We start from the raw sequence: 25,826 nt of genomic DNA, 5'->3' as shown, positions 1-25,826 counted from the left end.
TAACGTAAAGCAGGAATAAGGAAACCAAGAATGCCCGAGCCATTCGCTCCTAAAAACATTTAAAACTATGAGCAAAAACTGTTTAGAGTGTAACGAAAAAATTGTTGGTCGCGAGGATAAAAAGTTCTGTAGCGATGGTTGTAGAAATGCGTACAACAACAAAATTAACAAAGACAGCAATAATTATATGCGCAATGTGAACAACAAATTGCGTAAAAATTACCGCATTTTAAGTGAAGCTAATACCGAAGGAAAATCGAAAACTACTAAGACAAAATTGTTAAGTAAAGGATTTGACTTTGACTATTTTACCAATATTTTAAACACTAATACAGGAAACACGTATTACTTTGTGTACGATCAAGGCTATCGTTTTTTGGAAAATGATTTTTATATGTTGGTGAAGAAGGAATATTAGAAAGTTGCGAGTTTCGGGTTTAGAGTTTCGAGTTAAAAAAAAGATATTAAAAACAAGTTCAGTATAAATGAAAAAAAACTACACTTCTCTTTATTCCATGTTGGTGCTTGTGGCACTATTGGTTGGCATTTTTTATTTTATGATGCCTCAAAATTATGACACAACCGAAGCACCACTTTCAGAATTTTCGACCAAACGTGCTTTGGTAAAAGTGAAGGAAATGACGACTAAACCACATTATGTAGGTTCAGAAAATCATGAAGTTGTTGCACAATATTTGGTCAAAGAATTGCAAAATTTAGGATTACAAACATCACTTCAAGAAGGTTTTACGATGACCGAAAAAGGTACTTTGGTAAAATCTAAAAATGTTTTGGCAAGAATTAAAAGCACTTCGACTGCGCTCAGTGTGACAGAAAAATCGAAAGCGTTGTTGTTACTTTCGCATTATGATTCGGCACCACATTCTTATTCTCATGGCACAAGCGATGATGCTTCTGGTGTGGCAACAATTCTAGAAAGTGTACGTGCTTTTTTACATACTAAAACACAACACAAGAACGACATTATCATTCTGTTTTCCGATGCAGAAGAAATAGGATTGAATGGTGCAGCACTTTTTGTAACCCAACATCAATGGGCAAAAGAAGTAGGTTTAGTTTTAAATTTTGAAGCTCGTGGAAGTGGCGGACCAAGTTATATGCTGATGGAAACCAATGAAGGAAATGCTAAAATGGTGGATGGTTTTTCTGATGGAAAATTGAGCTATCCGGTTTCGAATTCGTTGATGTATAGCATTTATAAAATGTTGCCCAATGATACTGATTTAACTGTTTTTAGAGAAAGTGGTAAAATTCAAGGATTTAATTTTGCCTTTATTGATGACCATTTTGATTACCATACTTCGCAAGATACATACGAACATTTAGATCCAAAAACACTAGCACATCAAGGAACGTATTTGTTTCCGCTGTTGAAACATTTCTCTAATACTGATTTAACCAACTTAAATTCTAAAAACGATAAAGTTTATTTTTCAATTCCATTTTCATTTGTAAGCTATCCTTTTGAATGGATTTTGCCGATGTTGATTATTGCATTTGGACTGTTTTTAATTTTCATTTTCATTGGTTTAGGCAAACAACTTTTACGTTTAGACGATATTATAAAAGGATTTATTCCGCTATTAGGTTCGTTAATTATTGGTGGTGGAATTACTTTTTTAGGTTGGCGAACTTTGCTTGCCATTTACCCACAATACAATGACATTCTTCACGGATTTACTTATAATGGTCACGATTACATCTATGGATTTGTATGTTTGACGTTAGCAATTTGCTTTTTATTTTACGGGAAAACAGCTAAAAAATATTTGGAAATGAATCAAATGATTGCTCCGTTATTTATTTGGTTATTATTAAATATTGGAATTTTCTTAAAACTTCAAGGCGCAGGATTTTTAATAATTCAGGTAATTTCAAGCACATTCATGTTGGGTTATTATGTAATTACTCAAAAAACAAATTCGGTATTAAATCTAATTTTGGCACTTCCAACTTTAGTAATCTTAGCGCCTTTTATCCAAATGTTTCCTATTGGTTTGGGATTAAAAATACTGGTAGGAAGTTCGGTTTTAACGGTTTTGAGTTTTGTTTTATTATTACCGATTTTTGGCTCGTTTACACAAAAGAAACTTTGGGCAACCTTATTCTTTTTACTAGCGATTGGTCTGTTTATAAGAGCACATCAATCGAGCGGTTATGTATATGGAAAAGCGAAACCTAACAGTTTAGTTTATGTTTTAAATGCTGATTCCAACAAAGCGAATTGGGCAACTTACGACACCAATTTAGATGAATGGACAAAAGGCTATTTGGGTGAAAATCCGAAAGATGCAAAATCATTAAACACCAACAAATTGTATAGTAAATATGGTTCAGAATTTACTTTTATGAGTAATGCGCCATTGAAAAATATTGCAAAACCAACAATTGAATTCCTGAAAGATTCTGTAATTGGATCGAAACGATATTTGAAAATTAGGCTTTCGCCAAATAGAAAAGTAAACCGATATGATGTTTTTTCTAATACAAAAATCAATAATTTGAGAGCTAATGGAGTAAAATCGATTGATTTAGAAAGTAAAATTTCGGGCAAAATAAGCAACAAGATTTTAAGTTATTATGTGGTAGATAATTTACCTTTGGAATTAGAATTTTCAATTTCAAATAGTGATAAATTGGACATGAATTTTGTGGAAAGTTCTTTCGATTTGATGACTAATCCATTATTTAGTATGGCAAAAAGACGCGATTGGATGATTCCAACTCCATTTGTTTTAACGGATGCTGTTATAGTAAAAGGAAAAGTGAAAGCGAGTCCAATTTTAGAAGACAATCCGAAACCTTTACCTAAAAGAGTTTATCAAAATAATGCGGTTGATAGCTTGAAACAATCGGCAACAGAATAAATTTTTCACTGATAAAAACTTTGCGCCTTTGAGCCTTTGCGGCAAATAATTATGAAACAAATTAGTATTTTAGGTTGTGGTTGGTTGGGATTACCATTGGCAAAATCGTTATTGGAAAAAGGGTTTTCAATTAATGGTTCTACAACTTCTGTGGAGAAAATTGCTGTTTTAGAAAAAGCTGGAATTTTACCTTTTCAGATTAATTTATTTGAAGATAGAATCGAAGGAAATCTAGATTTATTTTTATCAAATTCTGAAGTATTAATAATAGATATTCCACCGAAATTGAGAGGAAATTCAAATGAAAACTTTGTTCAGAAAATAAACAATTTAATTCCATTTATAGAAAAATCATCCGTTGAAAAAGTGATTTTTGTGAGTTCAACATCTGTTTATTCTGACACTTTTTCCGAAGCTTCGGAAGCGCTCAATGTGACAGAAGAAACAAAACCCAATCCTGATACCGAAAGCGGAAAACAATTATTGGAAGTTGAACATCTTTTACAAAGTAATAGTAATTTCAAAACAACAATTGTACGTTTTGGTGGATTAATTGGTGAGGACAGACATCCAATTAAATTTTTAGCTGGAAGAAAAAACATTGAAAATCCAGAAGGACCAATAAACCTTATTCATCAAGTAGATTGTATAGGAATTATTGAAACTATCATTGGACTTGGACAAACTCAGTCCGACATTTTGAATCAGAATAAAGTGTTCAATGCAGTTGCACCTTTTCATCCTACGCGAAAAGAATATTACACACAAAAAGCAATCGAACTAAATTTGCCTTTACCTGAATTTGATGAAAGTAAAATTTCTATTGGGAAAACCATTTTGAGTGATAAAGTTGAAAAGGTTTTGAATTACGAATTTAAAAAGAAAACCTTATGAAATCGCAATAAACAAGCTCGTTTGCTTGCAAACACCAATGAAAATAGCGATACATATGCACCAAAAAATCAAATAATATTTACATATGAATTCAAATGATTTAATAGGAACAATTGGCGTTGGAATAATTCTTCTCGCCTATTTTTTAAACATGTTTTCGTTGATTCCAAACAATGGTAAATTATTTTATTTACTCAATATTATTGGTGCAAGTATTGCTTGTTTTGCGTCGTATCTAATAAATTATATTCCTTTTGTAATTCTTGAAGGAACATGGGCTTTGGTTAGTGTGATTGGTTTAATAAAAAGCATAAAAAAACCTCAAGATTAACTTGAGGTTTTTTTATGCTTTTTACCAAATCTTCACTCTGTTTTCTGGTTTAACAAACAGTTTGTCTGTTTCCTTTATATCAAATGCTTTGTAAAATTCATCAACATTCAACAAAGGAACGTAAGCACGATATTGTCCTGGTGAATGCGGATCAGTTTTAACCTGATTTTTGATTGCTTCATCACGAGCTTTACTTCTCCAAATGGTTGCCCATGAAATAAATAAACGTTGTTCTGGTGTGTAACCATCGATTAAACCTGGATTTCCATTTTGTTTTAAATAAATTTGTAATCCATCATAAGCCGCATTTATTCCTCCTAAGTCTCCAATATTTTCTCCTAACGTAAATTTACCATCAACAAAAGTTCCTGGTAATGGTTCTAATGCGCTGTATTGAGCTGCTAATGCACCACCAAGTCCTGTAAATTGTTTTAAATCGTCTTCAGTCCACCAATTAACAAGATTTCCATCGGCATTGTATCTTGAACCTGAATCGTCAAATCCATGAGAAATTTCGTGACCGATAACTGCTCCAATTCCTCCATAATTTACAGCTTCATCTGCTTTATAATCGTAAAATGGTGGTTGTAAAATAGCTGCTGGAAACACAATTTCGTTATAAGAAGCATTATAATAGGCATTTACCGTTTGTGGTGACATTCCCCAACGAGTTTTGTCAACTGGTTTTTGTAAATCTGCAATATTTTCTGCAAATCCCCATTTTGAAACATTTTTCATGTTATCATAATAGTTTCCTCCTTCTTCTATACTCTTAATTTCAAGTTTAGAATAATCTTTCCATTTGTCTGGATAACCAATTTTTACAACCGATTTTCTTAATTTTTCAATAGCTCCTTTTCTTGTTGCAGGAGTCATCCATGGTAAATTATTAATTCTATTTTCAAAAGCCAAGAAAACATTTTCAATCATTTTTTTTTTTTTTTTTTTAGCTTCAACAGGGAATTTTTGTTCCACATACAACTTACCTAAAGCTTCACCAACAGTTCCATTTACAACTTGCAAAGCTCTTTCCTCTCTTGGACGTTGTGCTTTTGCTCCTTGCAATGTTTTACTATAAAAATCCCAATTTGCTTTTTCTAAATCGGTAGTTAAAACATCTGATGATTTATTTATTAATGACCAACGTAAATAGGCTTTCCATTCATCAATTTTATTTTCTTTAAAAATAGTTTCAAGAGCCGTCATGTATTTTGGTTGCGAAACAATAACTGAATCTAATTTTGAAATTCCAACACCTTTAATGTAGCTATCCCAATTTACCGATGGTGTTAATTTTTGCAAATCAGCAACTGACATAGGATTGTACGTTTTTCTTCTATCTCTACGTTCTACTCTATCTAATCTTGGTGTTGCCATTGCAGTTTCAATAGCCAAAATCTTTTTAGCATTTGCAGTTGCAACTTCTGGATTTTCACCAATAAATTGAAGCATTTTTGCAACATGAGCAACATATTTTTCTCTTTTTTCTTTAGAATCAGCATCTTCAGAAACATAATAGTCTCTGTCTGGTAATCCCAAACTTCCAAGCCCAATATTTACAACATTTTTGTTACTATTTTTGGCATCTGGACCAACACCAATTCCATAAAATCCTAATCCTCCTTGAGGTTGCATTTCAATAATTAATTTATTCAAATCAGCTATTGATTTTATAGCATCTATTTTAGCTAAAATTGATTTTATCGGTTTTATTCCAAGTTTATTTCTTGAAATAGTATCCATATATGTTTTATAAACATTTACTGCCTTTGCTTGATCTGATTTTGGATCTAACTTTTTTGAAGCAGCATCTTTTAAAATTGCCAAAGCATCTTTATCAGTATTTTGACGCAATTCATCAAAGCTTCCCCAACGTGTTCTATCAGCAGGAATTTCTGTTTTGTCAAACCATGTTCCATTTACATATCTGAAAAAATCATCTCCAGGTTTTACTGACTTATCCATTAAATCAAGATTAATTCCAGTATTTTTTTGTTGCGCATATGATTGATAGTACCCTAAAAATGCTACAAAAACTAAAGCTGAAATTTTATTTATTTGAAATTTCATTTACTTATTTTTTAATTATTCTTTTAACTGTTGATTGTTCGTTTGCGGTAATTTTTACAAAATAAATTCCGCTAGACGCATCAGTCAAATCAATTGATGAATTGTTTCCAGTACTATTTGATTTAATTACTTTACCTGTTACATCGTAAACTTCAACTTTTTCTATTGATAAATTTCCTGATGCAATATTGAAAATACCATTTGAAGGATTTGGATAAATAGAAATGTTTTCAACTTCAAAATCTGCATTTGCAAGTGTTCCACTTATTAGGAAATCATCAATTACAACACCTTGATTATTAACTGCTTCATCAGATTGGAAAACAAATCTGAAAATAACATTTGATTCAGAACTCAAAGCTGCTAATGAATACGTATAAGTTGTCAAAGCTGCGTTTGTTCCTGTCCATTGAGCGCCTACACAATTGTAACAATCATTTCCTGCTGTTTCAGGTGTTCTATCGCTATTGTACCAGTTTGCTCCCACGCTACCTAAAACGTTCCAATTTTGTCCGCCATCTGTAGTATATTGAACATATACTAAATCCCAATTAACTTCTAAATCATAAGCCATTTTGAAACTAATTTGAGGACTTGATAACGTAGTTAAATTATAACATTGAGATACTAAATAAGATTTAACCAAATCAGGATAATTTCCACTTAAAGTAGTTGCATAAACTTGATTTGTTCCTGTTGCTAACATTCCGCCTGTTCTTGCTCCTCTTGTCCACAATCCTGTTGTTGATCCTTCATTATATTCTAATAATTCTGAAGCTACAGTATCAAAAGGATTTGTGACATTTACAGTTCCTGCATCATTCAAATAGAAATTTGAAGAACCTGAATTATTATCATTAAAAGCATCATTTACAATAGTTGAATTTATATTTAGAGTATAAGCTCCTTTTGTTAAAACGGTAGAAGGCAAATTAATAGATATGGTTTGAATAGGATTTATTGTTCCTGTCCAATTATATGTATAAGGAGTTGCATTAATTGAATAATTAAAACTTACCGAACTAATAGGGTTTAATCCATTGTTTTTAACTGAAACTTGTGGATTGACATTTCCATTACAACTTACAGCAACTGTAGTTGGTGCTTGAATTTCAGAAAATTTAATATCATCATTTGGAGCAACAACAGGAATATCAGTTTGCCAAACACCTCTTCCATAAGTTGCTGCAATTATTTTTGAATCTTCAAGATTTATTTCTAAATCTGTTACAGGAACATTAGGAAGATTTGTTTCAAAAGGTTCCCATTGTGTCATAGTATCGTCTCTGTAATAAACACCTAAAGTTGTTCCGATATAAAGAGGATTGTTTAAATTTCTACCTTGATGAACGATTATATTTTTTCCAATATTTGGTAATCCTTCACTAAAAGAAGTAAAAGATGTTCCACCTGTAACTGATTTCATAGCTAAACCAGATGTTCCTGCAGTAGTTAAATATACTATTGAACTATTTGAAGAATGAACGTCAACAGATGTTATACTTGACGATGCTGTGTAAACTAAACTGAAATTAATTCCTCTATCAGTACTTTTATATAAACCTGCACCATTTGAAACATACATTATATCGTCATTTGATGGATCGACAGCTAAATAGTCTATATTTCCTGAACCAATATTTCCGGTACTTTGTTGTGTCCAACCTGAACCATTAAGTTTAAATAATTTTGTAAATCCTGAATAAACTTCTCCAGAATTATTAGCAATAAGAGGTGTCACCCAATTACCTGATTCACCTGTTGGAGCAGTGACTGAAGATGACAAAGATGTACCTGAGTTGCTACTTATATACATTGCATCTCCATTATATATAAATCCATAATAAATATTACTATTTACAGGACTTATTGCATTATCCATTCCATCTCCACCGTGATAATCTCTCCATAATCCACTACTATATGCATATCCACCATTATCTTGTGTTCCTCCTGAAATTTTTGAGGCAGTTTGTTTTGAAACTGAAATTTTATAAAATTGACCTATTTGCGCTTCCCCTGTTTTGTCAGTAAATACTGTTCCACCATTATCAGAAACATAAATTCCTCCATCACTTCCGCAATACAGTTTGTTGTTGAAGTAACCTAAATAATGAATATCTGCATGTGTAAAAGAAGGTGTATAATTACTCCAACTATTAATCGCACTAGCTGTTGCACCACCATCTGTGGATTTCCAAATATTTAAACAACCTGTGTATAACTCATTTGCATTTGTAGGCGAAACTGCTAAAGCTAAATCATACCAAGCTTGAGTTGACTCTAAATAATTAACTGTTCCTGATGTTTTTATCCAAGTTGTTCCACCATTTATAGAACGATAAATACCTTGAAAACCACTTGATGTTGTAGAAGCAAGAATATATATATAATTAGAATTTGCTGGTGTAACATCTAGGATCATTCTTCCGTTTGACGTTGGAAGACCTGTTGTTATTACAGAGAATGAAGTTCCAGAATTTGTTGAACGATAAAATCTATTATTAGAAGTTGCATATACAACCGTTGGATCATTAGGTTTTAATCTAATTGTTCCTTGAGCAAAATCTCCTGCTTGCACAACAGTCCAAGTTGCACCTGCATCGGTGGTTTTATACAAACCTACACTTGTTGCACACCACAAAATTTGATTATTTGTTGGATGAATAACAATATCTCCAGCTGTTGTACTTGTATTTGTAAAAGATAAACCAGTTGTATTCCAAGTTGATCCACCATCTGTTGATTTTAAAACTCCTATTGAATAAGTATCTGTTGCGTCTTTATCTCCAGTTGCAATGTAAATTACATTTGAATTTGAATAATCAACAGCAATTCCAGAAACTCCAATTTGTGGTAAATTATCTGAAAGTGGTGTCCACGAAGTTCCTGAATTTATAGATTTCCAAATTCCTCCTGCAGGCGTACCCATGTATAGTGTATTTGGATTTGATGGATCAACATGAACGATATTAACTCTTCCACGAGCAGCAATAGAATTTGGTTTTGAATTACTAATTGGTCCAATGGGTTGCCAGTTGCTTGTTGGAACCAAAACAGCACTTGAACTTCTACTAGCTATTCTAGCTTTCTTTTGATTAAAAGCATCCCAAGTTTGCTGTGGTGTTATTAAAAACCCATTTTCATTTGTATTGTTTCTCCAATGGTTTTCCCAACGCATGAAAGGTTTATAACCGCTACCTTTTTTCTTTTTATCTCTATTTATCCAATATTCATCAAATGATTGTTTGATTTCATCAATTGATAATTCTCTTGTAGAAGCATTTGGATTTTCTTGCATCCAAGGCGCATTTCTATTGAATTGCGAAAATGCGTTAAAACAAATCAATAGTGTAATAAGTAATGGGGACTTTTTCATATTTGATAATTTTGCCCAAATATATGTAAATAATTCACAATATTATAACTCTTTAACAGTCGTTTAGTAATTTATAATCATTGATTATTTACTTTTGTAAAAAATTTCGCAAATGCTGTCTGCAATAAAAAAATACAAATATTTGATTGGCTTTTTTATAGTTTTTTCTATAATTACGATTTCTTTGTTCTATTCGGTTTTAAAACCAAAAAAAACTTTACCTATTTATAATCCAAGTGATGTTAATCCTGAATTAGTAGATTCAACTATTCAATATGTAGCTAATGACCATATAATTGCTGATTTTAAATTTACAAACCAGAACGGAAAAATTATAACACAAAAAGATTATGAAGGAAAAATTTATGTTGCTGATTTTTTCTTTACTACTTGCCCAACAATTTGTCCAAAAATGACAGACAATATGGTTTGGTTACAAAATCAAATTAAAAATAATTCTAAAGTAATGTTGCTATCTCACTCTGTAACACCAGATATTGATAGTGTTCCGGTTTTAAAAAAATATGCCGTTAAAAAAGGTGTTATCGATTCAAAATGGAATTTAGTAACTGGTGATAAAAAAGATATTTACTACATAGCAAGAAAATCTTATTTGGCTGTAAAAACAGGAAAGCCAGAAGAATTATATGACATGGTTCATACAGAAAATTTTGTTTTGGTTGATTCTAAAAAAAGGGTTCGCGGATTTTATGATGGAACTAATCTTGATGGTCCAACGGAACCAGGAATTAAAAATGTTAAACAACTTCTGCAAGACATTATTTTTCTTTCATCTGAAGAAAAGTAATTCTGTTTTTCAAACAAATTGAAATAAAAACTTAAAATTGATATTTATCATATAAAATACAGTTCAAATATGTATTTTTGTATTTTAATTCAATCTAAATAAAGCTGTGCAAAATACAATTGATAATCTTAAAAAAGGTCAGAAAGGCATTATTTCCGACTTTAATATCGATCAAATTCCGCTCAAACTTCTTGAAATGGGATGTTTGCCTGGCAATTCAATTGAATTAATTCAAATCGCTCCTTTTGGTTGTCCTTTATACTTTATTGTTAATGATTCGCACGTTGCAATCAGACTGGAAACTGCAAAAGAAATTAATGTTGTCATTGTAAATCAAAATTAATGGCACAAGAAAACATCAAAGTTGCATTAATTGGAAATCCTAACACAGGAAAAACATCGGTATTTAATCAACTCACAGGTTTGCATCAACAAGTTGGAAATTACCCAGGAATAACTGTTGAAAAGAAAATAGGAACTTGCAAACTCTCTGAAAATATTAAAGCAACTATTCTTGATTTACCTGGAACTTACAGTTTAAATGCTAGTTCAATTGATGAAAATGTTGTCATTGAACTTTTAATGAATAAAAAAGACGAAAACTTTCCTGATGTTGTCGTAGTTGTTACAGAAGTTGAAAATTTAAAAAGAAATTTACTACTATTCACTCAAATAAAAGATTTAGAATTACCCACTATTTTGGTAATTAATATGAGTGATAGAATGCAGTTAAAAGGAATTGAACTTGACATCCCGTTATTAGAAAGAGAATTAAAAACATCAATTGCTTTAGTAAGCTCAAGAAAAAATATTGGAATTGATAACATAAAAAACTTAATTTTAAATTATAAAAAACTTTCTACTGAACCTTGTTTAAATGCTTCAATAATTGATGTTGACTATTTTGATAAATTAAGAAAAGCATTCCCAAATCAATTGTTATACAAACTTTGGTTAGTCATTACTCAAGATGTAAATTTCTTAAATCTTGACCGAAATGAAATGAAAAGTTCATTTACAAAAAGTCATGCCGATTTAAAAAGATTGCAACAAAAAGAAACCATTAAAAGATATCAATTTATAAATGACACTTTAAAAATTGGTCAAAAAGTTGATCGTTCAAAAGCTTCAGACATTCGCGCAAAACTTGACGGAATTTTAACCCATAAAGTCTTTGGTTATTTAATTTTCTTCGTGATTTTATTTGGAATTTTTCAATCTATTTTTGAATGGTCAAAATATCCAATGGAATTCATCGATAGTTCGTTTGCTAACTTGGCATCTTATGCAAAAAATAATCTTCCATCAGGAGAATTTACTAACTTAATTAGCGAAGGAATCATTCCTGGAATTGGAGGAATATTAATTTTTATTCCACAAATTGCTTTTCTTTTTCTCTTTATTTCTGTTCTTGAGGAAAGTGGTTATATGAGTCGCGTAGTCTTTTTAATGGATAAAATTATGCGCCGTTTTGGACTTTCCGGAAAGAGTGTTGTTCCGCTAATTTCAGGCACTGCTTGTGCTATTCCTGCTATAATGGGTGCAAGAAATATTGAAAATTGGAAAGAAAGACTAATTACAATTTTAGTAACTCCTTTCATTACTTGTTCAGCTAGATTACCGGTTTATGCCATTTTAATTTCATTAATTATACCTGATGACAAATTATTAGGTTTCATGAGTTTACAAGGCTTAACATTAATGCTTTTGTATCTTTTAGGTTTTGGCATGGCTATTTTTTCAGCTTATGTTTTAAACAAAATATTACAAATAAGTTCTAAATCTTATTTTGTAGTGGAAATGCCTAGTTATAAAATTCCTATGCTTAAAAATGTTGGAATAAATGTTTTAGAAAAAACTAAGGCTTTTGTTTTTGGTGCGGGAAAAATCATTTTAGCCTTATCAATTATTTTGTGGTTTTTAGGTTCTCATGGTCCAAATAAAGATTTTGGGAATGCTCAAAAAATTATTGAAGATCAAGTTTATTCGAGTCCAATTCCTGTCAATCCTTCAGTTATTGAAGATAGAGTTTCCGAATATAAATTAGAACATTCCTACATTGGAATTATAGGAAAATCTATTGAACCTGTTATCAAACCTTTAGGATACGATTGGAAAATAGGAATTGCGGTTGTGAGTTCATTTGCTGCTCGTGAGGTTTTTGTTGGAACTTTAGCAACTATATACAGTGTAGGAAGTCATAGTGATGAAGAAGATACTATAAAAAACAGAATGGCAGCCGAAATTAAACCTGATGGAACAAAAATATTCAATTTTGCAACAGGAATTTCATTACTTCTTTTTTATGCTTTTGCAATGCAGTGCGTTAGTACATTAGCTATTGTAAAAAAAGAAACCAATTCTTGGAAATGGCCAATAATTCAATTGGTTTTCATGAGTGCCTTTGCTTACGTGACGGCACTAATTGCCTATCAATTTTTGAAATAATGATACAAGAAATTCTAACTTATATTGCCTTAGCAATTGCTCTAGTTTTTTTATATCAAAAGTTTTTTGGTAAAAAAAGGCCTAAGAAAAGTTGTGGAAACGACGATTGCGGTTGTAATTAACCTAAAGCAACATCTAAGGTCATCATTACAATAAATCCGCCTATTAATCCAAGAGTAGCAATATCTGTATTTTTATCCTGTTGTGTTTCTGGAATTACTTCTTCAACAACTACAAATATCATTGCTCCAGCAGCAAATGCTAAAGCGTAAGGCAAAAGTGGTGTAAAAAAAGTTACTGCAACTGCGCCTAAAACTCCGGCAATTGGTTCTACTAAAGCAGACGATTGACCATACATAAAACTTTTCCAACGACTCATTCCCATTCTTCTCAATGGCATTGAAACAGCAATTCCTTCGGGAAAATTTTGAATTCCAATTCCGATAGCTAACGTTACCGCACCAGCAATTGAAGCTTCTGGTATTCCTGCGGCAACTCCACCAAATAAAACTCCAACAGCTAAACCTTCGGGAATGTTGTGCAATGTTATAGCTAAAACTAATAAAGTTGTTCGTTGCCAAGGCGATTTTACACCTTCAGTTTCTTTAAAATTAATATGCAAATGTGGTAACACTTTATCCAAACCAAAAATAAAAAGTGCACCTAATCCAAATCCAACTGCTGCAGGAATCACTTTCACAAATCCTTCGCCATCACTCATTTCTATTGCTGGCGCAAGCAAACTCCAAAAACTAGCTGCAATCATAACACCTCCAGTAAATCCTAACATTCCGTCAAGAACTACTCGATTCATATTCTTAAAAAAGAACACAAATGATGCGCCAAGTGCAGTTAAAAACCATGTAAATAATGTGGCATATAAAGCCGCCAAAATAGGGTCAATACTTTCGAAATAATCTAAAATTGTTTGAAACATATTATTTTACGTATAAATTATTAGCAATTTTATTAGATATAGTTAATGCTCTTGAATCAATTTGAACAAGTAACGTATCGTCAAAACTTTCTTTCTCTTTAACAATGATTTTTGAACCTAATGCAATTTTTTGTTTATCTAAATACTGTAAAAATTCTGACGAAGAATCTTTCACACCAACACATTGATATTCTTTATTTAATTCCGTTTCTGATAATAATAATTTGTTGATTTTTTTAATCTCGCCATCAGCATTCGGAATTGGATCGCCATGTGGGTCAAACGATGGAAAATCTAAAAAAGCATCTAATTTATTAATCAAATTCTCCGATTTTATGTGTTCTAATTCTTCAGCAATTTCATGCACTTCATCCCAAGAAAAATTGAGTTTATCTACCAAAAAAACTTCCCATAAACGATGCTTTCTCACAATCATTTTAGCCGAATAAAATCCTTTCTCGGTCAATGTTACACCTTGATACTTTTGATAAGAAACCAACTCTTTTTCAGATAATTTCTTCAACATATCGGTTACAGATGAAGCTTTAGTATCTAACATTCCCGCAATAGCATTGGTATTCACTCCTTTTGGAGAAACTAATGATAAATGATAAATTACTTTAATATAGTTTTCTTCGGATATAGTCACTCTTATAATTTTCAACAAATATATAATTTTTTTATATTGAATAAAATATTTTTTAGTTTTGTCTAAAAATTTATTTATGAAAACAAAAATAACTATCCTATTTCTTTTTATTTCAACATTAATCTACTCACAGAACAGCGAACCCATTCAAGCAGATAGACCAGACCAAACCGAAACTCCAGCCATTGTTCCAAAAGGAATGTTTCAAGTGGAAACCGGATTTACTTTTCAAAAAAATGATGCCTTCAGTAAATCATTAAGCTTGCCTTCATCACTTTGGAAATATGGTGTGAATGAAAATTTTGAATTCCGATTGATAACAGAATTCTTGTCAGAAGAGATAAACAATGAAAAAATAAACGGATTTTCTCCAATATATGTTGGTCTCAAAGTAAAATTGACCGATGAAAAAGGAATTATTCCTAAAACGTCTTTCATAGGTCATCTTTCGTTAACAAATACAGCTTCGAAAGAATTTAAAACGGAATTTTTTGCGCCTGAATTTCGATTTGTGATGCAACATACTTTAACAGAAAAAATGTCATCAAGTTATAATCTTGGAGCTGAATGGGATGGTTTTTCTGCTGAACCAACATTTATTTACACCAATGCAATCGGTTATTCAATCACAGAGAAATTGGGAAGTTATATCGAGATTTTTGGTTTTATGCCACAAAATAAAAAGTCAAATCACAGTATTGATGGTGGAATTACCTATTTGATAAATCCTAATTTTATGTTAGATTTGTCATCGGGCATCGGAATTTCAAAAAATGCTCCCAAAAACTATTTTGCTTTTGGTTTTTCATTTCGAATATAAATGCAACATTATCACTACATTTTCACGGGTTCAGGATTATCGGCTTTGATGACCGTTTATGAAATGATTTTATCTGGAAAATTTAATGATAAAACCATTTTGTTATTGGATGAACCCGAGACCAAAGGTCGAACAGGCGAAGCAAATCCCAAAAAATCTAATGATCGAACGTGGTGTTTTTGGGATGATTCTACTCAATTTGATGAAATCGTATCCAAAAAATGGGATGCAGCACTTTTTGCAGATGCAAATTTTCGAAGAAATTTAGTTTTGAATCCGTATCAATATAAAATGATTCGTGGATTGGATTTTTACAATCTGGTTTTCAATTTAATTTCTAAACAAAATAACATTCATTTTGCGAACCAAAAAGTGATTGATTTTGAAGAATTAGGAAATCATTGTATCGTAAAAACAGATTCCGAAGGTTCGGAACAAAATTATACTTGCAATAAAATTTTCAATTCTATTTACAACCCAAATCTTGTAAAAAGTCAATCGAAATATCCACTGTTACAACAACATTTTATTGGATGGTTTATAAAATCGAAAGAAGAAGTATTTGATAAAAACAAAGCCACTTTCATGGATTTTTATGTTGAACAAAGAGGAAATACTCGATTTATGTATGTTCTCCCAACATCTTCGACCGAAGCTTTATTAGAATATACTTTGTTTTCAAAAGACTTACTTTCTAAAGATGAATACGAAAACGAAATCCAAAAATACATTCAAAAATTAGGAATTACTAACTACGAAATCGTCGAAAAAGAGCAAGGAAATATTCCCATGACGAGTTATAAATTTTGGAAACATAACACCAAAAACATCATACATATTGGTTCTGTTGGCGGTTGGACAAAAGCAAGTACAGGCTATACTTTTAAAAACACAACCAAAAAATCGAAAGCTCTAATTCAATTTTTATCCAAAGAATCCGACTTCAGAAAATTTCATAAAATGGATAAATTTTGGTTCTATGATTTGTTGTTTTTAGATGTTTTATTCAGACGAAATGATTTAGGTTCAAAAGTATTTTCTGCTTTATTTAAAAAAGGAAATCCAACATTAATTTTTAAATTTTTAGACGAAGAAACTTCGTTTTGGGAGGATTTACAAGTGATTTGGAAATGCCCAAAAGGCCTTTTCATTAGAGCATTATTTGGAAGAATATTTTAAACAACGAACCTTTTACAAATGTTAAATTTTATAAAATATAGTTTTCAATCCAAAAGTTATATCTAGTTTTGTCCCATCAAAATAAAACAATGAACACGATTATCTCACAATTACATCATCATCATTCTTGCAACCAGGCGAGTTAATGATGTATTGTAGCTAATCAAATAACATAATTAAAAACCCGTCTGAGTATATCAAGACGGGTTTTTTGTATTTATACACTTCGTGATATACTCAGATTTTATTTCAAATTAAAAAATGAGTACTTTAAAAATTGCGGTTCAAAAAAGTGGCCGACTGAGTGAAAAATCACTTCAACTTCTAGAAGAATGTGGTATTAAAATTTCAAATGGAGAACGAAAATTAAAGGCGGTTGCCCAAAACTTTCCAGTCGAAATTTTGTTCTTACGTGATGATGATATTCCGCAATACGTAGAACAAGGCGTTGCCGATATCGGAATTCTTGGGGAAAATGAAGTTTGGGAAAAGAACAAAGAAGTTAACATTATCCAACAATTAGGTTTTGCAGGTTGCAGAATGTCATTGGCTATACCAAAAGACGAAATCTATACCGATTTAAAGTACTTTGACGGAAAGAGAATAGCCACGAGTTATCCTAAAATTTTGACTGATTTTTTTGCTAAAAACAACATTTCCGTTTTCATCGAAGAAATCAGCGGAAGCGTTGAAATCGCAACAAGTATTGGTCTAGCAGATGCTGTTTTTGATATTGTCAGCACAGGAAGTACTTTGTTGATGAACGGATTAAAAGAAGCAGCAACCGTTACTAAAAGTGAAGCCGTTTTAATTTCAAATCCAAATCTGACACCAGAAAATCAAGCCATTTTAGATAAATTATTGTTCCGAATGCAAGCCGTTCGCGAAGGAAAACAGAACAAATATATTTTGCTAAACGCACCAAATTCGGCTATCGAAAAAATTTGTTCGTTGTTACCAGGAATGAAATCACCAACTATTTTACCTCTAGTCAATAAAAATTGGAGCAGTTTGCATTCGGTTATAAAAGATGACGATTACTGGGAAATTATAGAACAACTCAAAAATCTCGGTGCCGAAGGAATTCTGATTATTCCAATAGAAAAAATGATTCGATAATTCAATTTAAACATGAAAACTTACACAAATCCAAATCCCGAACAATGGTCAGAATTGGCAAAACGCAAAACAGTTGCCACTGCCGATTTAAATGAAACTGTAAAATCAATTTTTAACGACATTCAAAAAAACGGTAGCAAAGCTGTGAAAAAGTACACGAATTATTTTGATGACGTATCGATTGAAAATTTCGCAGTAACTCCATCAGAAATTGAAAATGCGGTTGCAAAAATTTCTTTCGAATTAAAAAATGCGATTCAAATTGCAGCTGATAATATTTCGAAATTTCACAGTTCCCAAAAAGAAATTCCAACTAAAATTGAAACTACTTCGGGTGTTTTTTGTTGGAGAGAAAGTCGTGCTATCGATACCATCGGAGTTTATATTCCAGGTGGAACGGCACCACTTTTTTCAACGGTTTTGATGTTGGCAATTCCAGCAAAATTGGCAGGTTGCAAAAACATAATTTTATGTTCGCCGCCAGACAAAAATGGCAATATCAATCCAGCAATTTTGTATGCGGCGCAATTGACTGGCGTAACTCAAATGTATAAAATTGGCGGCATTCAAGCCATTGCAGCGATGACTTTTGGAACCGATGAAATTCCGAAAGTTTCTAAAATTTTCGGACCTGGAAATCAATATGTTACAGCTGCCAAACAATATGCGCAACAACTCGGTTTAGCTATCGATATGCCTGCTGGACCAAGTGAATTATTAGTAATTGCTGATGCAAGTTGTGATCCCGAATTTGTGGCTTCCGATTTACTTTCACAAGCAGAACATGGTGGTGATAGCCAAGTAATTTTGGTCACAAATTCAGAAGAAATTGTTGCGAAAGTTAGTGCGGCAATTGAAAATCAAAAAGCCATTTTACCAAGACAAGCAACAGTAGAAAAAGCATTAGAAAACAGTCGAGCTATACTATTTGAAGACATTCAAACAGCAATTGAATTCAGTAATTTTTACGCGCCAGAACATTTGATTTTGGCTATTGAAGATGCTGAAAATAAAATTGAATTTATTGAAAATGCAGGTTCAATTTTCATCGGAAATTACAGTTGCGAAAGTGCTGGAGATTACGCTAGCGGCACGAATCACACCTTGCCAACCAATGGTTATGCGAAGAATTACAGCGGTGTTTCGTTAGACAGTTTTGTAAAGAAAATTACGATTCAAAAATTAACATCACAAGGCATTCAAAATCTTGGGCCAACAATAGAAATTATGGCTGCTGCCGAACAATTAGACGCACACAAAAACGCCGTTTCCATCCGATTAAAAAAATTACAAAATGGATAATATCAATAATTTAATTCGAAAAAATATTCTCTCGCTTACGCCTTATTCGAGTGCGCGCGATGAGTACAAAAGCAATCAAGGTATCTTTTTGGACGCCAATGAAAATCCGTTTGGGAGTTTGAACCGTTATCCCGATCCATACCAATGGCGCTTAAAGCAAATTTTGAGCAGTCAGAAAAAAGTCGGAATTGAAAACATACTAATTGGTAACGGAAGTGATGAAATTATTGATTTGGTACAACGCGTTTTTTGCGAACACAACGAAGATAAAATAATCATTTGTCCACCAACTTATGGAATGTATGAAGTGTATGCGAACATCAATAATTTAGAGATAATTTCGATTCCGTTAACCGAGAATTTTCAATTAAATACTGAAACGATTTTAGCTCAAAATGCCAAAATTTTATACTTGTGTTCGCCTAACAATCCGACAGGAAATTCATTGGAAAATCTCGAATACATTATTGAAAATTTCAACGGAATTGTGTTTTTAGACGAAGCCTATATCGACTTTAGTGAACAACCTTCTTTGGTTTCCAAAATCAAGAAATATCCCAATTTAATTGTTTCTCAAACATTCAGTAAAGCACGCGGTTTGGCAGCAGTTCGAGTTGGAATTACCTTTGCAAATGAAACCATAATTTCGGTAATGAATAAAGTAAAGCCACCTTATAATGTGAGTCAATTGAATCAAGAAGCCGCTGTTCAATCGCTTGCTAATGAAGCCGATTTTAAATCAAATGTACAACTGATAAAATCAGAACGTGAATTGCTAAAACAATCACTTTTAGCACTAGATTTTGTTACTAAAATATACCCATCAGAAGCTAATTTTTTATTGGTAGAAATGGACAACGCAACAGCCATTTACAACAGTTTAATCGAACAACAAATTATTACACGCAATCGAAGTTTGGTAGTTGAAAATACCATTCGAATCACCATTGGAACACCACGAGAAAACCAACAATTAGTGTATGCTTTAAATTTAGTTATGTCATGAGAAAGGTTTTATTTATAGATAGAGACGGCACGTTAATCATCGAGCCACCAATCGATTTTCAAGTCGATAGTTTGGAAAAATTGGAGTTTTATCCACAGGTTTTTCAGTACTTATCACGAATCGCAAAAGAACTCGATTATGAGTTGGTCATGGTAACCAATCAAGACGGAATGGGAACTGATTCGTTTCCGGAAAACACCTTTTGGCCAGCACAAAACAAAATGCTAAAAGCGTTTGAAAATGAAGGAATTCAATTTTCAGATGTGATTATTGACGTTTCGTTTCCAGAACAAAATTTGCCAACAAGAAAACCCGGAACGGCATTGTTACAACAGTACATCAAAGGCAATTATAATTTGAAAAAATCGTTCGTTATTGGTGATCGAATTACAGATATTCAACTTGCAGAAAACTTAGGAAGTCAAGCTATTTTTATTTCGGCTACAGCCAATGAACGAGCTGCTTTATCAACGACTTCTTGGGAAAATATTTACCAATTTTTAAAAGAACAACCACGAGTAGCTCAATTAATTCGCAAGACAAAAGAAACTGAAATTGCAGTCGAAATCAATCTGGATGGAAGCGGAAAAAGCAAAATCAGCACAGGTTTAGGATTTTTTGATCACATGTTAGACCAAATTTCCAAACACGGAAATATCGATTTGAACATCAACGTAAAAGGCGATTTATATGTTGACGAACATCACACGATTGAAGATGTCGGAATTGCTTTGGGCGATGTTTTTGCACAAGCTTTGGGTTCTAAAAAAGGCATTACTCGTTACGGTTTTTTATTGCCGATGGACGATTGTTTGTCAAAAGTCGCAATTGACTTTGGTGGTCGTTCGTGGTTGGTTTGGAACGCCGAATTTAAACGTGAAAAAATCGGAGAAATGCCTACCGAAATGTTCTCACACTTTTTCAAATCGTTTTGCGATGGCGCCAAATGCAATTTAAACATCAAAAGTGAAGGCGAAAACGAACACCACAAAATTGAATCCATTTTCAAAGCTTTCGCAAAAGCAATAAAAATGGCAGTACAAAAAGACGGCACAAACAGCATACCAAGCACCAAAGGAATCCTATGATAGCAATTGTAAAATACAACGCAGGCAACATTACATCAGTAAAAAATGCAATCGAACGATTGGGATATTCCTGCGTCGTAACTGATGATGAAACCATTTTAAAACAAGCGGAAAAAGTAATTTTTCCTGGTGTGGGCGAAGCAAGTTCGGCGATGAAGTATTTGAAAGAAAAAGGTTTGGATGAAGTAATCAAAAACCTCACACAACCGGTTTTAGGAATATGTCTCGGGCAACAATTAATGTGTGAATTTTCGGAAGAAGGCAACACCGAATGTTTAGGAATTTTTGAAGCAACTGTGAAGAAATTTGAACCCAAATTAAAAGTGCCACATATGGGTTGGAACAACATTTCAGCATTGAATTCTGAATTGTATAACGGAATTTCAGCCGATGAAAATTTCTATTTTGTACACAGTTTTTATGCCGAAATCAGTAAAGAAACAACAGCCATTTGCGATTATATCGTTCCGTTTAGTGCTTCGATGCAAAAGGATAATTTCTATGCAACACAATTTCATCCCGAGAAATCATCAAGCGTGGGCGAACAACTTTTACTAAACTTTTTGAAATTATGAGAATCATCCCAGCCATTGACATCATCAACGGAAAATGCGTCCGATTGACCAAAGGCGATTATGCCACGCAAAAAATTTATTACGAAAATCCATTGGAAGTCGCCAAATATTTTGAAGACAACGGTATACAATATTTACATTTAGTAGATTTGGATGGAGCAAAATCCAACCAAATTGTCAACCACGAAATATTGTATCAAATTGCAACCAAAACCAAGTTAAAAATCGATTTTGGTGGTGGACTAAAACAACGCAAAGATCTAGAAATCGCTTTTGAAAACGGAGCCAATCAAATTACTGGTGGAAGTATTGCTGCGAAAAATCCAATCGAATTTTTAGAATGGTTAACAGAATTTGGAAGTGAAAAAATCATTTTGGGCGCCGATTGTTTGAACCGAAAAATCGCAACGCATGGTTGGTTAGAAACTATAGAATTGGATGTTGTGGAGTATATATCCGATTATGTTTCCAAAGGAATTTCAACGGTTATTTGCACCGATATTTCTAAAGACGGAATGCTTCAAGGAACTTCAAATGAATTGTATCAAACCATTTTACAAAAGACAAAAGTCAACTTAATTGCAAGTGGTGGTGTGACAACTATTTCCGATTTAGAACTTTTAAGAACCATCGGATGCGAAGGTGCTATCATAGGAAAAGCAGTATACGAAGGCACAATAAAAATCGAAAATCTACGCGAATTATGTTAAAGAAAAGAATCATTCCGTGTTTGGATATTAAAGATGGTCGCGTCGTAAAAGGCGTTCAATTTCTAGAACTAAAAGATGCTGGAAATCCAGTAGAATTAGCTTCGTTTTATTCAAAAAATGGAGCAGACGAATTAGTGTTTTTAGATATTTCTGCAACATTGGAAAAACGTAAAACATTGGCAGAAATGGTAACGCAATTGTCCAAAGAAATCAATATTCCATTCACAGTTGGTGGCGGAATTCAATCGGTTGAAGACGCGCGATTATTATTGCAATCTGGTGCGGATAAAGTAAGTATCAATTCGGCTGCAGTTTTGAATCCAGACTTAGTTACTCAAATTTCAGATGCTTTTGGAAGTCAAAGTCTAGTGATTGCTATCGACATCAAAAAAGTAGATAATGATTGGTACGTTTTCATCAAAGGTGGAACAGAATCCACTGGAATTTTAGCCATCGATTGGGCTAAAAAAGTGGAAGAATTAGGCGCTGGAGAATTACTAATAACTTCAATGAATAACGATGGTTCCAAAGATGGATTCGCATTAGAAATTACAAATGAAATCAGTAAAGTGGTTTCTATTCCAGTCATCGCTTCTGGTGGCGCAGGAAATTCGCAGCATTTTATAGATTTATTTACCAAAACTGAAGTCAGCGCCGGATTAGCAGCCAGTATTTTCCACTTTAATGAAGTGCCGATTTCCAGATTAAAAAACGTTTTAAAAACTCAAAATATTCCCATAAGATGAATGTAGATTTCTCAAAAAACAACGGATTGATTCCAGTAATTATTCAAAATAACGAAACGCAACAGGTTTTAATGTTGGGTTACATGAACGAAGAAGCGTTACAAAAAACACAAACTGAAAATGTGGTAACGTTCTTCAGTAGAAGTAAAAACAGACTTTGGACAAAAGGTGAAACGTCTGGAAATTTTCTAAAGGTAGTTTCCATAAAAGAAGATTGCGATCAAGATGCGTTGCTGATTCAAGTCATTCCAAACGGACCAACGTGCCACAACGGAACGACTTCTTGTTTTGCAACTGAATCTAACGTTTCTTTTCTAAACGAATTAGAAAACGTCATTGAAAATCGCATTGCAAACCCAAGTTCAGAATCGTATGTTGCCTCACTTTATCAAAAAGGCATCAACAAAATGGCTCAAAAAGTCGGTGAAGAGGCTGTCGAATTAGTAATTGAAGCCAAAGACGATAATCAAGATTTGTTTGTTGGTGAAGCTGCCGATTTGTTATTTCATTACTTGATTTTATTGCAAGCTAAAAGCTTGAAATTAAAAGATATAGAACAAGAATTAGCACGTCGAATGAAAAAATAATTTCATAGAACAAATGTTAAAATTTAAAAAACAATGCTGTTGCAACAAAATAATTCAATACGTTTGTACCCATTATGATGAACAAAATACAAAATACAAATTGGTGGCACATAACTAACTCCGTTCTTGGAATTGGTTGGTAACTGTTATCTGTAATTTTCTACAATATCGTCAAACCCGCTTTTCCAAGCGGGTTTTTTTTATGTCCAAATTTTTCTCAAAATTCAATTATCATGTTATATAATTTTCAAACCAAAGTAATCAAAACTCTAAGCGACACGCATACGCCAGTGGGTTTATACCTAAAAATTCGCGATCAGTTTTCCAATAGTTTTTTGTTGGAAAGCTCCGATTACAAAAGCAAAGAAAACAGCTATTCCTACATTTGTTTGGATCCAATTGCATCCTTTATTGCTGATGCAAATCAAACTACAATCACTTTTCCTGATAAAAAAACTGTTGTAAAATCAACTTCAGAAATTGAAATTGCAACCGAATTAAATCAGTTCTCAAAATCATTTTCGGTATCCGATTTAAACCTCGGATTTGAAACATTAGGATTGTTTGGCTACACAAGTTATGATGCAATTCCGTTATTTGAAGACATTACTTTTACCAATACCGATTTCGATTTGCCTTTGATTCAATACCACTTATTTCGTTATACGATTGTCTTCAATCACTTTAACAACGAATTATTTTTGTTAGAACATTTGCAAGAAAATGAAGTTTCTAATTTGGAGAAAATTCAGGAAATCATCAACAATCGTTCGGTGACACAGTTTAAATTTTCGCTTCAAAACGAAGAAGAATCTAATTTTACAGATGATAATTTTTTAGATATCATCAAAAAAGGACAAGAACATTGTTTTGTTGGCGATGTGTTTCAAATCGTACTTTCTAGAAAATACAAACAACAGTTTAAAGGCGATGAATTCAATGTTTACAGAGCGTTGCGCTCCGTCAATCCGTCGCCCTATTTGTTCTATTTTGATTATGGAAATTTTAAATTATTTGGTTCTTCACCCGAAGCTCAACTTACTATAAACGACCAAAAAGCGATCATCAATCCAATTGCAGGAACATTCAAACGAACAGGAAACGATACAGAAGATGCACTTTTAGCCGAAGCACTTTTGGCTGATTCAAAGGAAAATGCTGAACACATTATGTTAGTCGATTTGGCAAGAAACGACTTGAGCAAATCGAGTAAAAAAGTCGTGGTTGAAAGTTTCAAAAAGATCGAATATTACTCACACGTGATTCATATGGTTTCTAAAGTTAGTGCCGAATTACAACCCGAATACAATCCGATACAAATTTTAGGCGATACTTATCCAGCTGGAACTTTATCTGGTGCGCCAAAACACAAAGCGATGCAATTAATAGATCAATACGAACCACAATCACGCGGATTTTACGGCGGAACGGTTGGAATAATTGGCCTTAACGGCGGATTTAATCACGCGATTTTTATTCGTTCGTTCGTCAGCAGAAATAATCAATTGACCTATCAAGCAGGTTGCGGAATTGTAACAAAATCAGATGTAAACAGTGAATTGAATGAGGTAGAAACTAAACTTTCGGCACTTCGAAAAGCTATTCAACTAGCTCAAAATATATAAATTATGAAGGTATTAGTAGTAGATAATTACGATTCGTTTGTGTACAATATTGTGCATTTGCTTTATGAAATTGGTGTTGCAGAAATTGATGTCGTAAAAAACGATAAACTGGATTTTTCGTATATCAATCAGTACGATAAAATTGTGCTTTCACCTGGACCAGGAATTCCGAAAAATGCTGGAATGATGCCACAATTATTATGTGAATTTTCATCAACCAAAAGCATACTCGGAATTTGTTTAGGTCATCAAGCCATTGCCGAAAATTTTGGCACCGATTTAATCAATTTATCAGAACCACTTCATGGAGTTGCTTCAGAAATTGAAATTGTAAAAGAGGATTATTTATTTGAAAATCTTCCGAAAAATTTTAAGATTGGACATTATCATTCGTGGGTAGTTTCTGAAGCAATTTCAGAGGAACTAGAAGTGCTTGCAAAAGACGAATTAGGAAATATTATGGCATTAAAACATAAAAAATACGATATACGCGGATTACAATTTCATCCTGAATCAATTCTCACAGAAAACGGAAAAACGATACTTACTAATTGGATAAATAATAATTAAACCACATAAAAACATAGAAAAAAAATGTTACATAGCCAAATTCTTTGTTTCACATAGCTATGATTTGCTCCAATAAAGTGTAACGCCTTTTCAAA

23 protein-coding genes are annotated in these 25,826 nt (G+C 32.7%); 19 read left to right on the top strand and 4 right to left on the bottom strand.

Translation table 11 applies throughout. The annotated features are described in order from the left end of the window. The first annotated feature begins 67 nt into the window (after nucleotides 1-67). The 4 genes from Q0049_RS06930 (at nucleotide 68) to Q0049_RS06915 (ending at nucleotide 4,113) form a co-directional block, all read left to right on the top strand. Complete coding sequence (locus tag Q0049_RS06930; RefSeq protein WP_298117979.1) at nucleotides 68-418, top strand: hypothetical protein; 351 nt, start codon at nucleotides 68-70, stop codon at nucleotides 416-418. A gap of 67 nt (nucleotides 419-485) precedes the next feature. After that, nucleotides 486-2,888, top strand: a complete 2,403-nt coding sequence (locus Q0049_RS06925; RefSeq protein ID WP_298117977.1) for a M20/M25/M40 family metallo-hydrolase — start codon at nucleotides 486-488, stop codon at nucleotides 2,886-2,888. Nucleotides 2,889-2,939: 51 nt separating this feature from the next. Beyond that, nucleotides 2,940-3,782 carry an SDR family NAD(P)-dependent oxidoreductase gene (locus Q0049_RS06920; protein ID WP_298117975.1) on the top strand — a complete coding sequence of 281 codons (843 nt, stop codon included), beginning with the start codon at nucleotides 2,940-2,942 and terminating at the stop codon, nucleotides 3,780-3,782. An 85-nt stretch (nucleotides 3,783-3,867) separates the two neighbouring features. Further along, complete coding sequence (locus tag Q0049_RS06915) at nucleotides 3,868-4,113, top strand: hypothetical protein (protein ID WP_298117973.1); 246 nt, start codon at nucleotides 3,868-3,870, stop codon at nucleotides 4,111-4,113. Between the two features lie 21 nt (nucleotides 4,114-4,134). On the opposite strand, the gene Q0049_RS06910 is transcribed toward Q0049_RS06915, so the two are convergent. Both Q0049_RS06910 and Q0049_RS06905 read right to left on the bottom strand, forming a co-directional pair. Further along, entirely contained in the window at nucleotides 4,135-6,183 is a 2,049-nt protein-coding gene (locus Q0049_RS06910) for a M13 family metallopeptidase (RefSeq protein ID WP_298117971.1), read from the bottom strand. 4 nt (nucleotides 6,184-6,187) lie between these two features. Further along, a complete protein-coding gene (locus tag Q0049_RS06905; protein WP_298117969.1) occupies nucleotides 6,188-9,562 on the bottom strand; it encodes a T9SS type A sorting domain-containing protein in 3,375 nt (1,124 codons plus the stop codon). Between the two features lie 112 nt (nucleotides 9,563-9,674). Here Q0049_RS06905 and Q0049_RS06900 point away from each other — a divergent pair, with 112 nt between their 5' ends. The 3 genes from Q0049_RS06900 to feoB all read left to right on the top strand — a co-directional run bounded on the left by Q0049_RS06900 (nucleotide 9,675) and on the right by feoB (nucleotide 12,818). Continuing rightward, entirely contained in the window at nucleotides 9,675-10,370 is a 696-nt protein-coding gene (locus tag Q0049_RS06900; RefSeq protein ID WP_298117967.1) for an SCO family protein, read from the top strand. 106 nt (nucleotides 10,371-10,476) lie between these two features. Continuing rightward, entirely contained in the window at nucleotides 10,477-10,713 is a 237-nt protein-coding gene (locus tag Q0049_RS06895; protein ID WP_298117965.1) for a FeoA family protein, read from the top strand. Further along, nucleotides 10,713-12,818 (top strand): ferrous iron transport protein B, encoded by a 2,106-nt coding sequence (gene feoB, locus Q0049_RS06890; protein WP_298117963.1) that lies wholly within the window; start codon nucleotides 10,713-10,715, stop codon nucleotides 12,816-12,818. The genes Q0049_RS06895 and feoB overlap by 1 nt, the downstream gene beginning before the upstream one ends. A 118-nt stretch (nucleotides 12,819-12,936) precedes the next feature. Here the strand turns inward: feoB and Q0049_RS06880 are convergent, their stop codons facing one another. Together Q0049_RS06880 and Q0049_RS06875 are read right to left on the bottom strand one after the other, a co-directional pair. Further along, nucleotides 12,937-13,755 (bottom strand): ZIP family metal transporter, encoded by an 819-nt coding sequence (locus Q0049_RS06880; RefSeq protein ID WP_298117959.1) that lies wholly within the window; start codon nucleotides 13,753-13,755, stop codon nucleotides 12,937-12,939. Nucleotide 13,756: 1 nt separating this feature from the next. Continuing rightward, nucleotides 13,757-14,404: a metal-dependent transcriptional regulator gene (locus Q0049_RS06875; RefSeq protein ID WP_298118787.1), complete on the bottom strand. Its 648-nt coding sequence runs from the start codon at nucleotides 14,402-14,404 to the stop codon at nucleotides 13,757-13,759. A gap of 76 nt (nucleotides 14,405-14,480) precedes the next feature. Here Q0049_RS06875 and Q0049_RS06870 point away from each other — a divergent pair, with 76 nt between their 5' ends. From Q0049_RS06870 to Q0049_RS06815, 12 genes are all read left to right on the top strand, one after another. Further along, nucleotides 14,481-15,224 (top strand): transporter, encoded by a 744-nt coding sequence (locus Q0049_RS06870; protein ID WP_298117956.1) that lies wholly within the window; start codon nucleotides 14,481-14,483, stop codon nucleotides 15,222-15,224. Next, the gene (locus Q0049_RS06865; RefSeq protein ID WP_298117954.1) at nucleotides 15,225-16,403 is read left to right on the top strand and encodes a lycopene cyclase family protein; all 1,179 of its coding nucleotides are present in this window, start codon (nucleotides 15,225-15,227) and stop codon (nucleotides 16,401-16,403) included. A 261-nt stretch (nucleotides 16,404-16,664) separates the two neighbouring features. After that, nucleotides 16,665-17,522 (top strand): ATP phosphoribosyltransferase, encoded by an 858-nt coding sequence (gene hisG, locus Q0049_RS06860; RefSeq protein ID WP_298117952.1) that lies wholly within the window; start codon nucleotides 16,665-16,667, stop codon nucleotides 17,520-17,522. Nucleotides 17,523-17,534: 12 nt separating this feature from the next. Then, the gene (gene hisD / locus Q0049_RS06855; protein WP_298117950.1) at nucleotides 17,535-18,824 is read left to right on the top strand and encodes a histidinol dehydrogenase; all 1,290 of its coding nucleotides are present in this window, start codon (nucleotides 17,535-17,537) and stop codon (nucleotides 18,822-18,824) included. Continuing rightward, nucleotides 18,817-19,830 (top strand): histidinol-phosphate transaminase, encoded by a 1,014-nt coding sequence (hisC, locus tag Q0049_RS06850; RefSeq protein ID WP_298117949.1) that lies wholly within the window; start codon nucleotides 18,817-18,819, stop codon nucleotides 19,828-19,830. The genes hisD and hisC overlap by 8 nt, the downstream gene beginning before the upstream one ends. After that, nucleotides 19,827-20,918 carry a bifunctional histidinol-phosphatase/imidazoleglycerol-phosphate dehydratase HisB gene (hisB, locus tag Q0049_RS06845; RefSeq protein WP_298117947.1) on the top strand — a complete coding sequence of 364 codons (1,092 nt, stop codon included), beginning with the start codon at nucleotides 19,827-19,829 and terminating at the stop codon, nucleotides 20,916-20,918. The genes hisC and hisB overlap by 4 nt, the downstream gene beginning before the upstream one ends. Continuing rightward, a complete protein-coding gene (gene hisH / locus Q0049_RS06840; RefSeq protein ID WP_298117945.1) occupies nucleotides 20,915-21,493 on the top strand; it encodes an imidazole glycerol phosphate synthase subunit HisH in 579 nt (192 codons plus the stop codon). Before hisB ends, hisH begins: the two co-directional genes overlap by 4 nt. Beyond that, complete coding sequence (gene hisA, locus Q0049_RS06835; RefSeq protein ID WP_298117943.1) at nucleotides 21,490-22,203, top strand: 1-(5-phosphoribosyl)-5-[(5-phosphoribosylamino)methylideneamino]imidazole-4-carboxamide isomerase; 714 nt, start codon at nucleotides 21,490-21,492, stop codon at nucleotides 22,201-22,203. The genes hisH and hisA overlap by 4 nt, the downstream gene beginning before the upstream one ends. Further along, nucleotides 22,197-22,949 carry an imidazole glycerol phosphate synthase subunit HisF gene (hisF, locus tag Q0049_RS06830; RefSeq protein ID WP_298117941.1) on the top strand — a complete coding sequence of 251 codons (753 nt, stop codon included), beginning with the start codon at nucleotides 22,197-22,199 and terminating at the stop codon, nucleotides 22,947-22,949. The genes hisA and hisF overlap by 7 nt, the downstream gene beginning before the upstream one ends. Then, nucleotides 22,946-23,536 carry a bifunctional phosphoribosyl-AMP cyclohydrolase/phosphoribosyl-ATP diphosphatase HisIE gene (gene hisIE, locus Q0049_RS06825; protein WP_298117939.1) on the top strand — a complete coding sequence of 197 codons (591 nt, stop codon included), beginning with the start codon at nucleotides 22,946-22,948 and terminating at the stop codon, nucleotides 23,534-23,536. The genes hisF and hisIE overlap by 4 nt, the downstream gene beginning before the upstream one ends. 233 nt (nucleotides 23,537-23,769) lie before the next feature. Continuing rightward, a complete protein-coding gene (locus Q0049_RS06820) occupies nucleotides 23,770-25,161 on the top strand; it encodes an anthranilate synthase component I family protein (protein ID WP_298117937.1) in 1,392 nt (463 codons plus the stop codon). A 3-nt stretch (nucleotides 25,162-25,164) separates the two neighbouring features. Further along, nucleotides 25,165-25,731 carry an aminodeoxychorismate/anthranilate synthase component II gene (locus Q0049_RS06815; protein WP_298117934.1) on the top strand — a complete coding sequence of 189 codons (567 nt, stop codon included), beginning with the start codon at nucleotides 25,165-25,167 and terminating at the stop codon, nucleotides 25,729-25,731. Nucleotides 25,732-25,826 lie beyond the last annotated feature (95 nt).

The sequence above is a fragment of the Flavobacterium sp. genome (genome assembly GCF_027484205.1).
Taxonomy (GTDB): domain Bacteria; phylum Bacteroidota; class Bacteroidia; order Flavobacteriales; family Flavobacteriaceae; genus Flavobacterium.
This window is presented reverse-complemented; position numbering and strand designations above follow the sequence as displayed.

What these genes read in the sequence shown, in the direction of transcription:
- hisH (WP_298117945.1), top strand. Translation starts at nt 20,915, where the DNA reads ATGATAGCAATTGTAAAATACAACGCAGGCAACATTACATCAGTAAAA.
- feoB (WP_298117963.1), top strand. Translation starts at nt 10,713, where the DNA reads ATGGCACAAGAAAACATCAAAGTTGCATTAATTGGAAATCCTAACACA.
- hisA (WP_298117943.1), top strand. Translation starts at nt 21,490, where the DNA reads ATGAGAATCATCCCAGCCATTGACATCATCAACGGAAAATGCGTCCGA.
- Q0049_RS06870 (WP_298117956.1), top strand. Translation starts at nt 14,481, where the DNA reads ATGAAAACAAAAATAACTATCCTATTTCTTTTTATTTCAACATTAATC.
- Q0049_RS06910 (WP_298117971.1), bottom strand. Translation starts at nt 6,183, where the DNA reads ATGAAATTTCAAATAAATAAAATTTCAGCTTTAGTTTTTGTAGCATTT.
- Q0049_RS06905 (WP_298117969.1), bottom strand. Translation starts at nt 9,562, where the DNA reads ATGAAAAAGTCCCCATTACTTATTACACTATTGATTTGTTTTAACGCA.
- Q0049_RS06915 (WP_298117973.1), top strand. Translation starts at nt 3,868, where the DNA reads ATGAATTCAAATGATTTAATAGGAACAATTGGCGTTGGAATAATTCTT.
- hisC (WP_298117949.1), top strand. Translation starts at nt 18,817, where the DNA reads ATGGATAATATCAATAATTTAATTCGAAAAAATATTCTCTCGCTTACG.
- hisB (WP_298117947.1), top strand. Translation starts at nt 19,827, where the DNA reads ATGAGAAAGGTTTTATTTATAGATAGAGACGGCACGTTAATCATCGAG.
- Q0049_RS06815 (WP_298117934.1), top strand. Translation starts at nt 25,165, where the DNA reads ATGAAGGTATTAGTAGTAGATAATTACGATTCGTTTGTGTACAATATT.
- hisF (WP_298117941.1), top strand. Translation starts at nt 22,197, where the DNA reads ATGTTAAAGAAAAGAATCATTCCGTGTTTGGATATTAAAGATGGTCGC.
- Q0049_RS06880 (WP_298117959.1), bottom strand. Translation starts at nt 13,755, where the DNA reads ATGTTTCAAACAATTTTAGATTATTTCGAAAGTATTGACCCTATTTTG.
- Q0049_RS06930 (WP_298117979.1), top strand. Translation starts at nt 68, where the DNA reads ATGAGCAAAAACTGTTTAGAGTGTAACGAAAAAATTGTTGGTCGCGAG.
- Q0049_RS06865 (WP_298117954.1), top strand. Translation starts at nt 15,225, where the DNA reads ATGCAACATTATCACTACATTTTCACGGGTTCAGGATTATCGGCTTTG.
- Q0049_RS06920 (WP_298117975.1), top strand. Translation starts at nt 2,940, where the DNA reads ATGAAACAAATTAGTATTTTAGGTTGTGGTTGGTTGGGATTACCATTG.
- hisIE (WP_298117939.1), top strand. Translation starts at nt 22,946, where the DNA reads ATGAATGTAGATTTCTCAAAAAACAACGGATTGATTCCAGTAATTATT.
- Q0049_RS06900 (WP_298117967.1), top strand. Translation starts at nt 9,675, where the DNA reads ATGCTGTCTGCAATAAAAAAATACAAATATTTGATTGGCTTTTTTATA.
- hisD (WP_298117950.1), top strand. Translation starts at nt 17,535, where the DNA reads ATGAAAACTTACACAAATCCAAATCCCGAACAATGGTCAGAATTGGCA.
- Q0049_RS06925 (WP_298117977.1), top strand. Translation starts at nt 486, where the DNA reads ATGAAAAAAAACTACACTTCTCTTTATTCCATGTTGGTGCTTGTGGCA.
- Q0049_RS06820 (WP_298117937.1), top strand. Translation starts at nt 23,770, where the DNA reads ATGTTATATAATTTTCAAACCAAAGTAATCAAAACTCTAAGCGACACG.
- hisG (WP_298117952.1), top strand. Translation starts at nt 16,665, where the DNA reads ATGAGTACTTTAAAAATTGCGGTTCAAAAAAGTGGCCGACTGAGTGAA.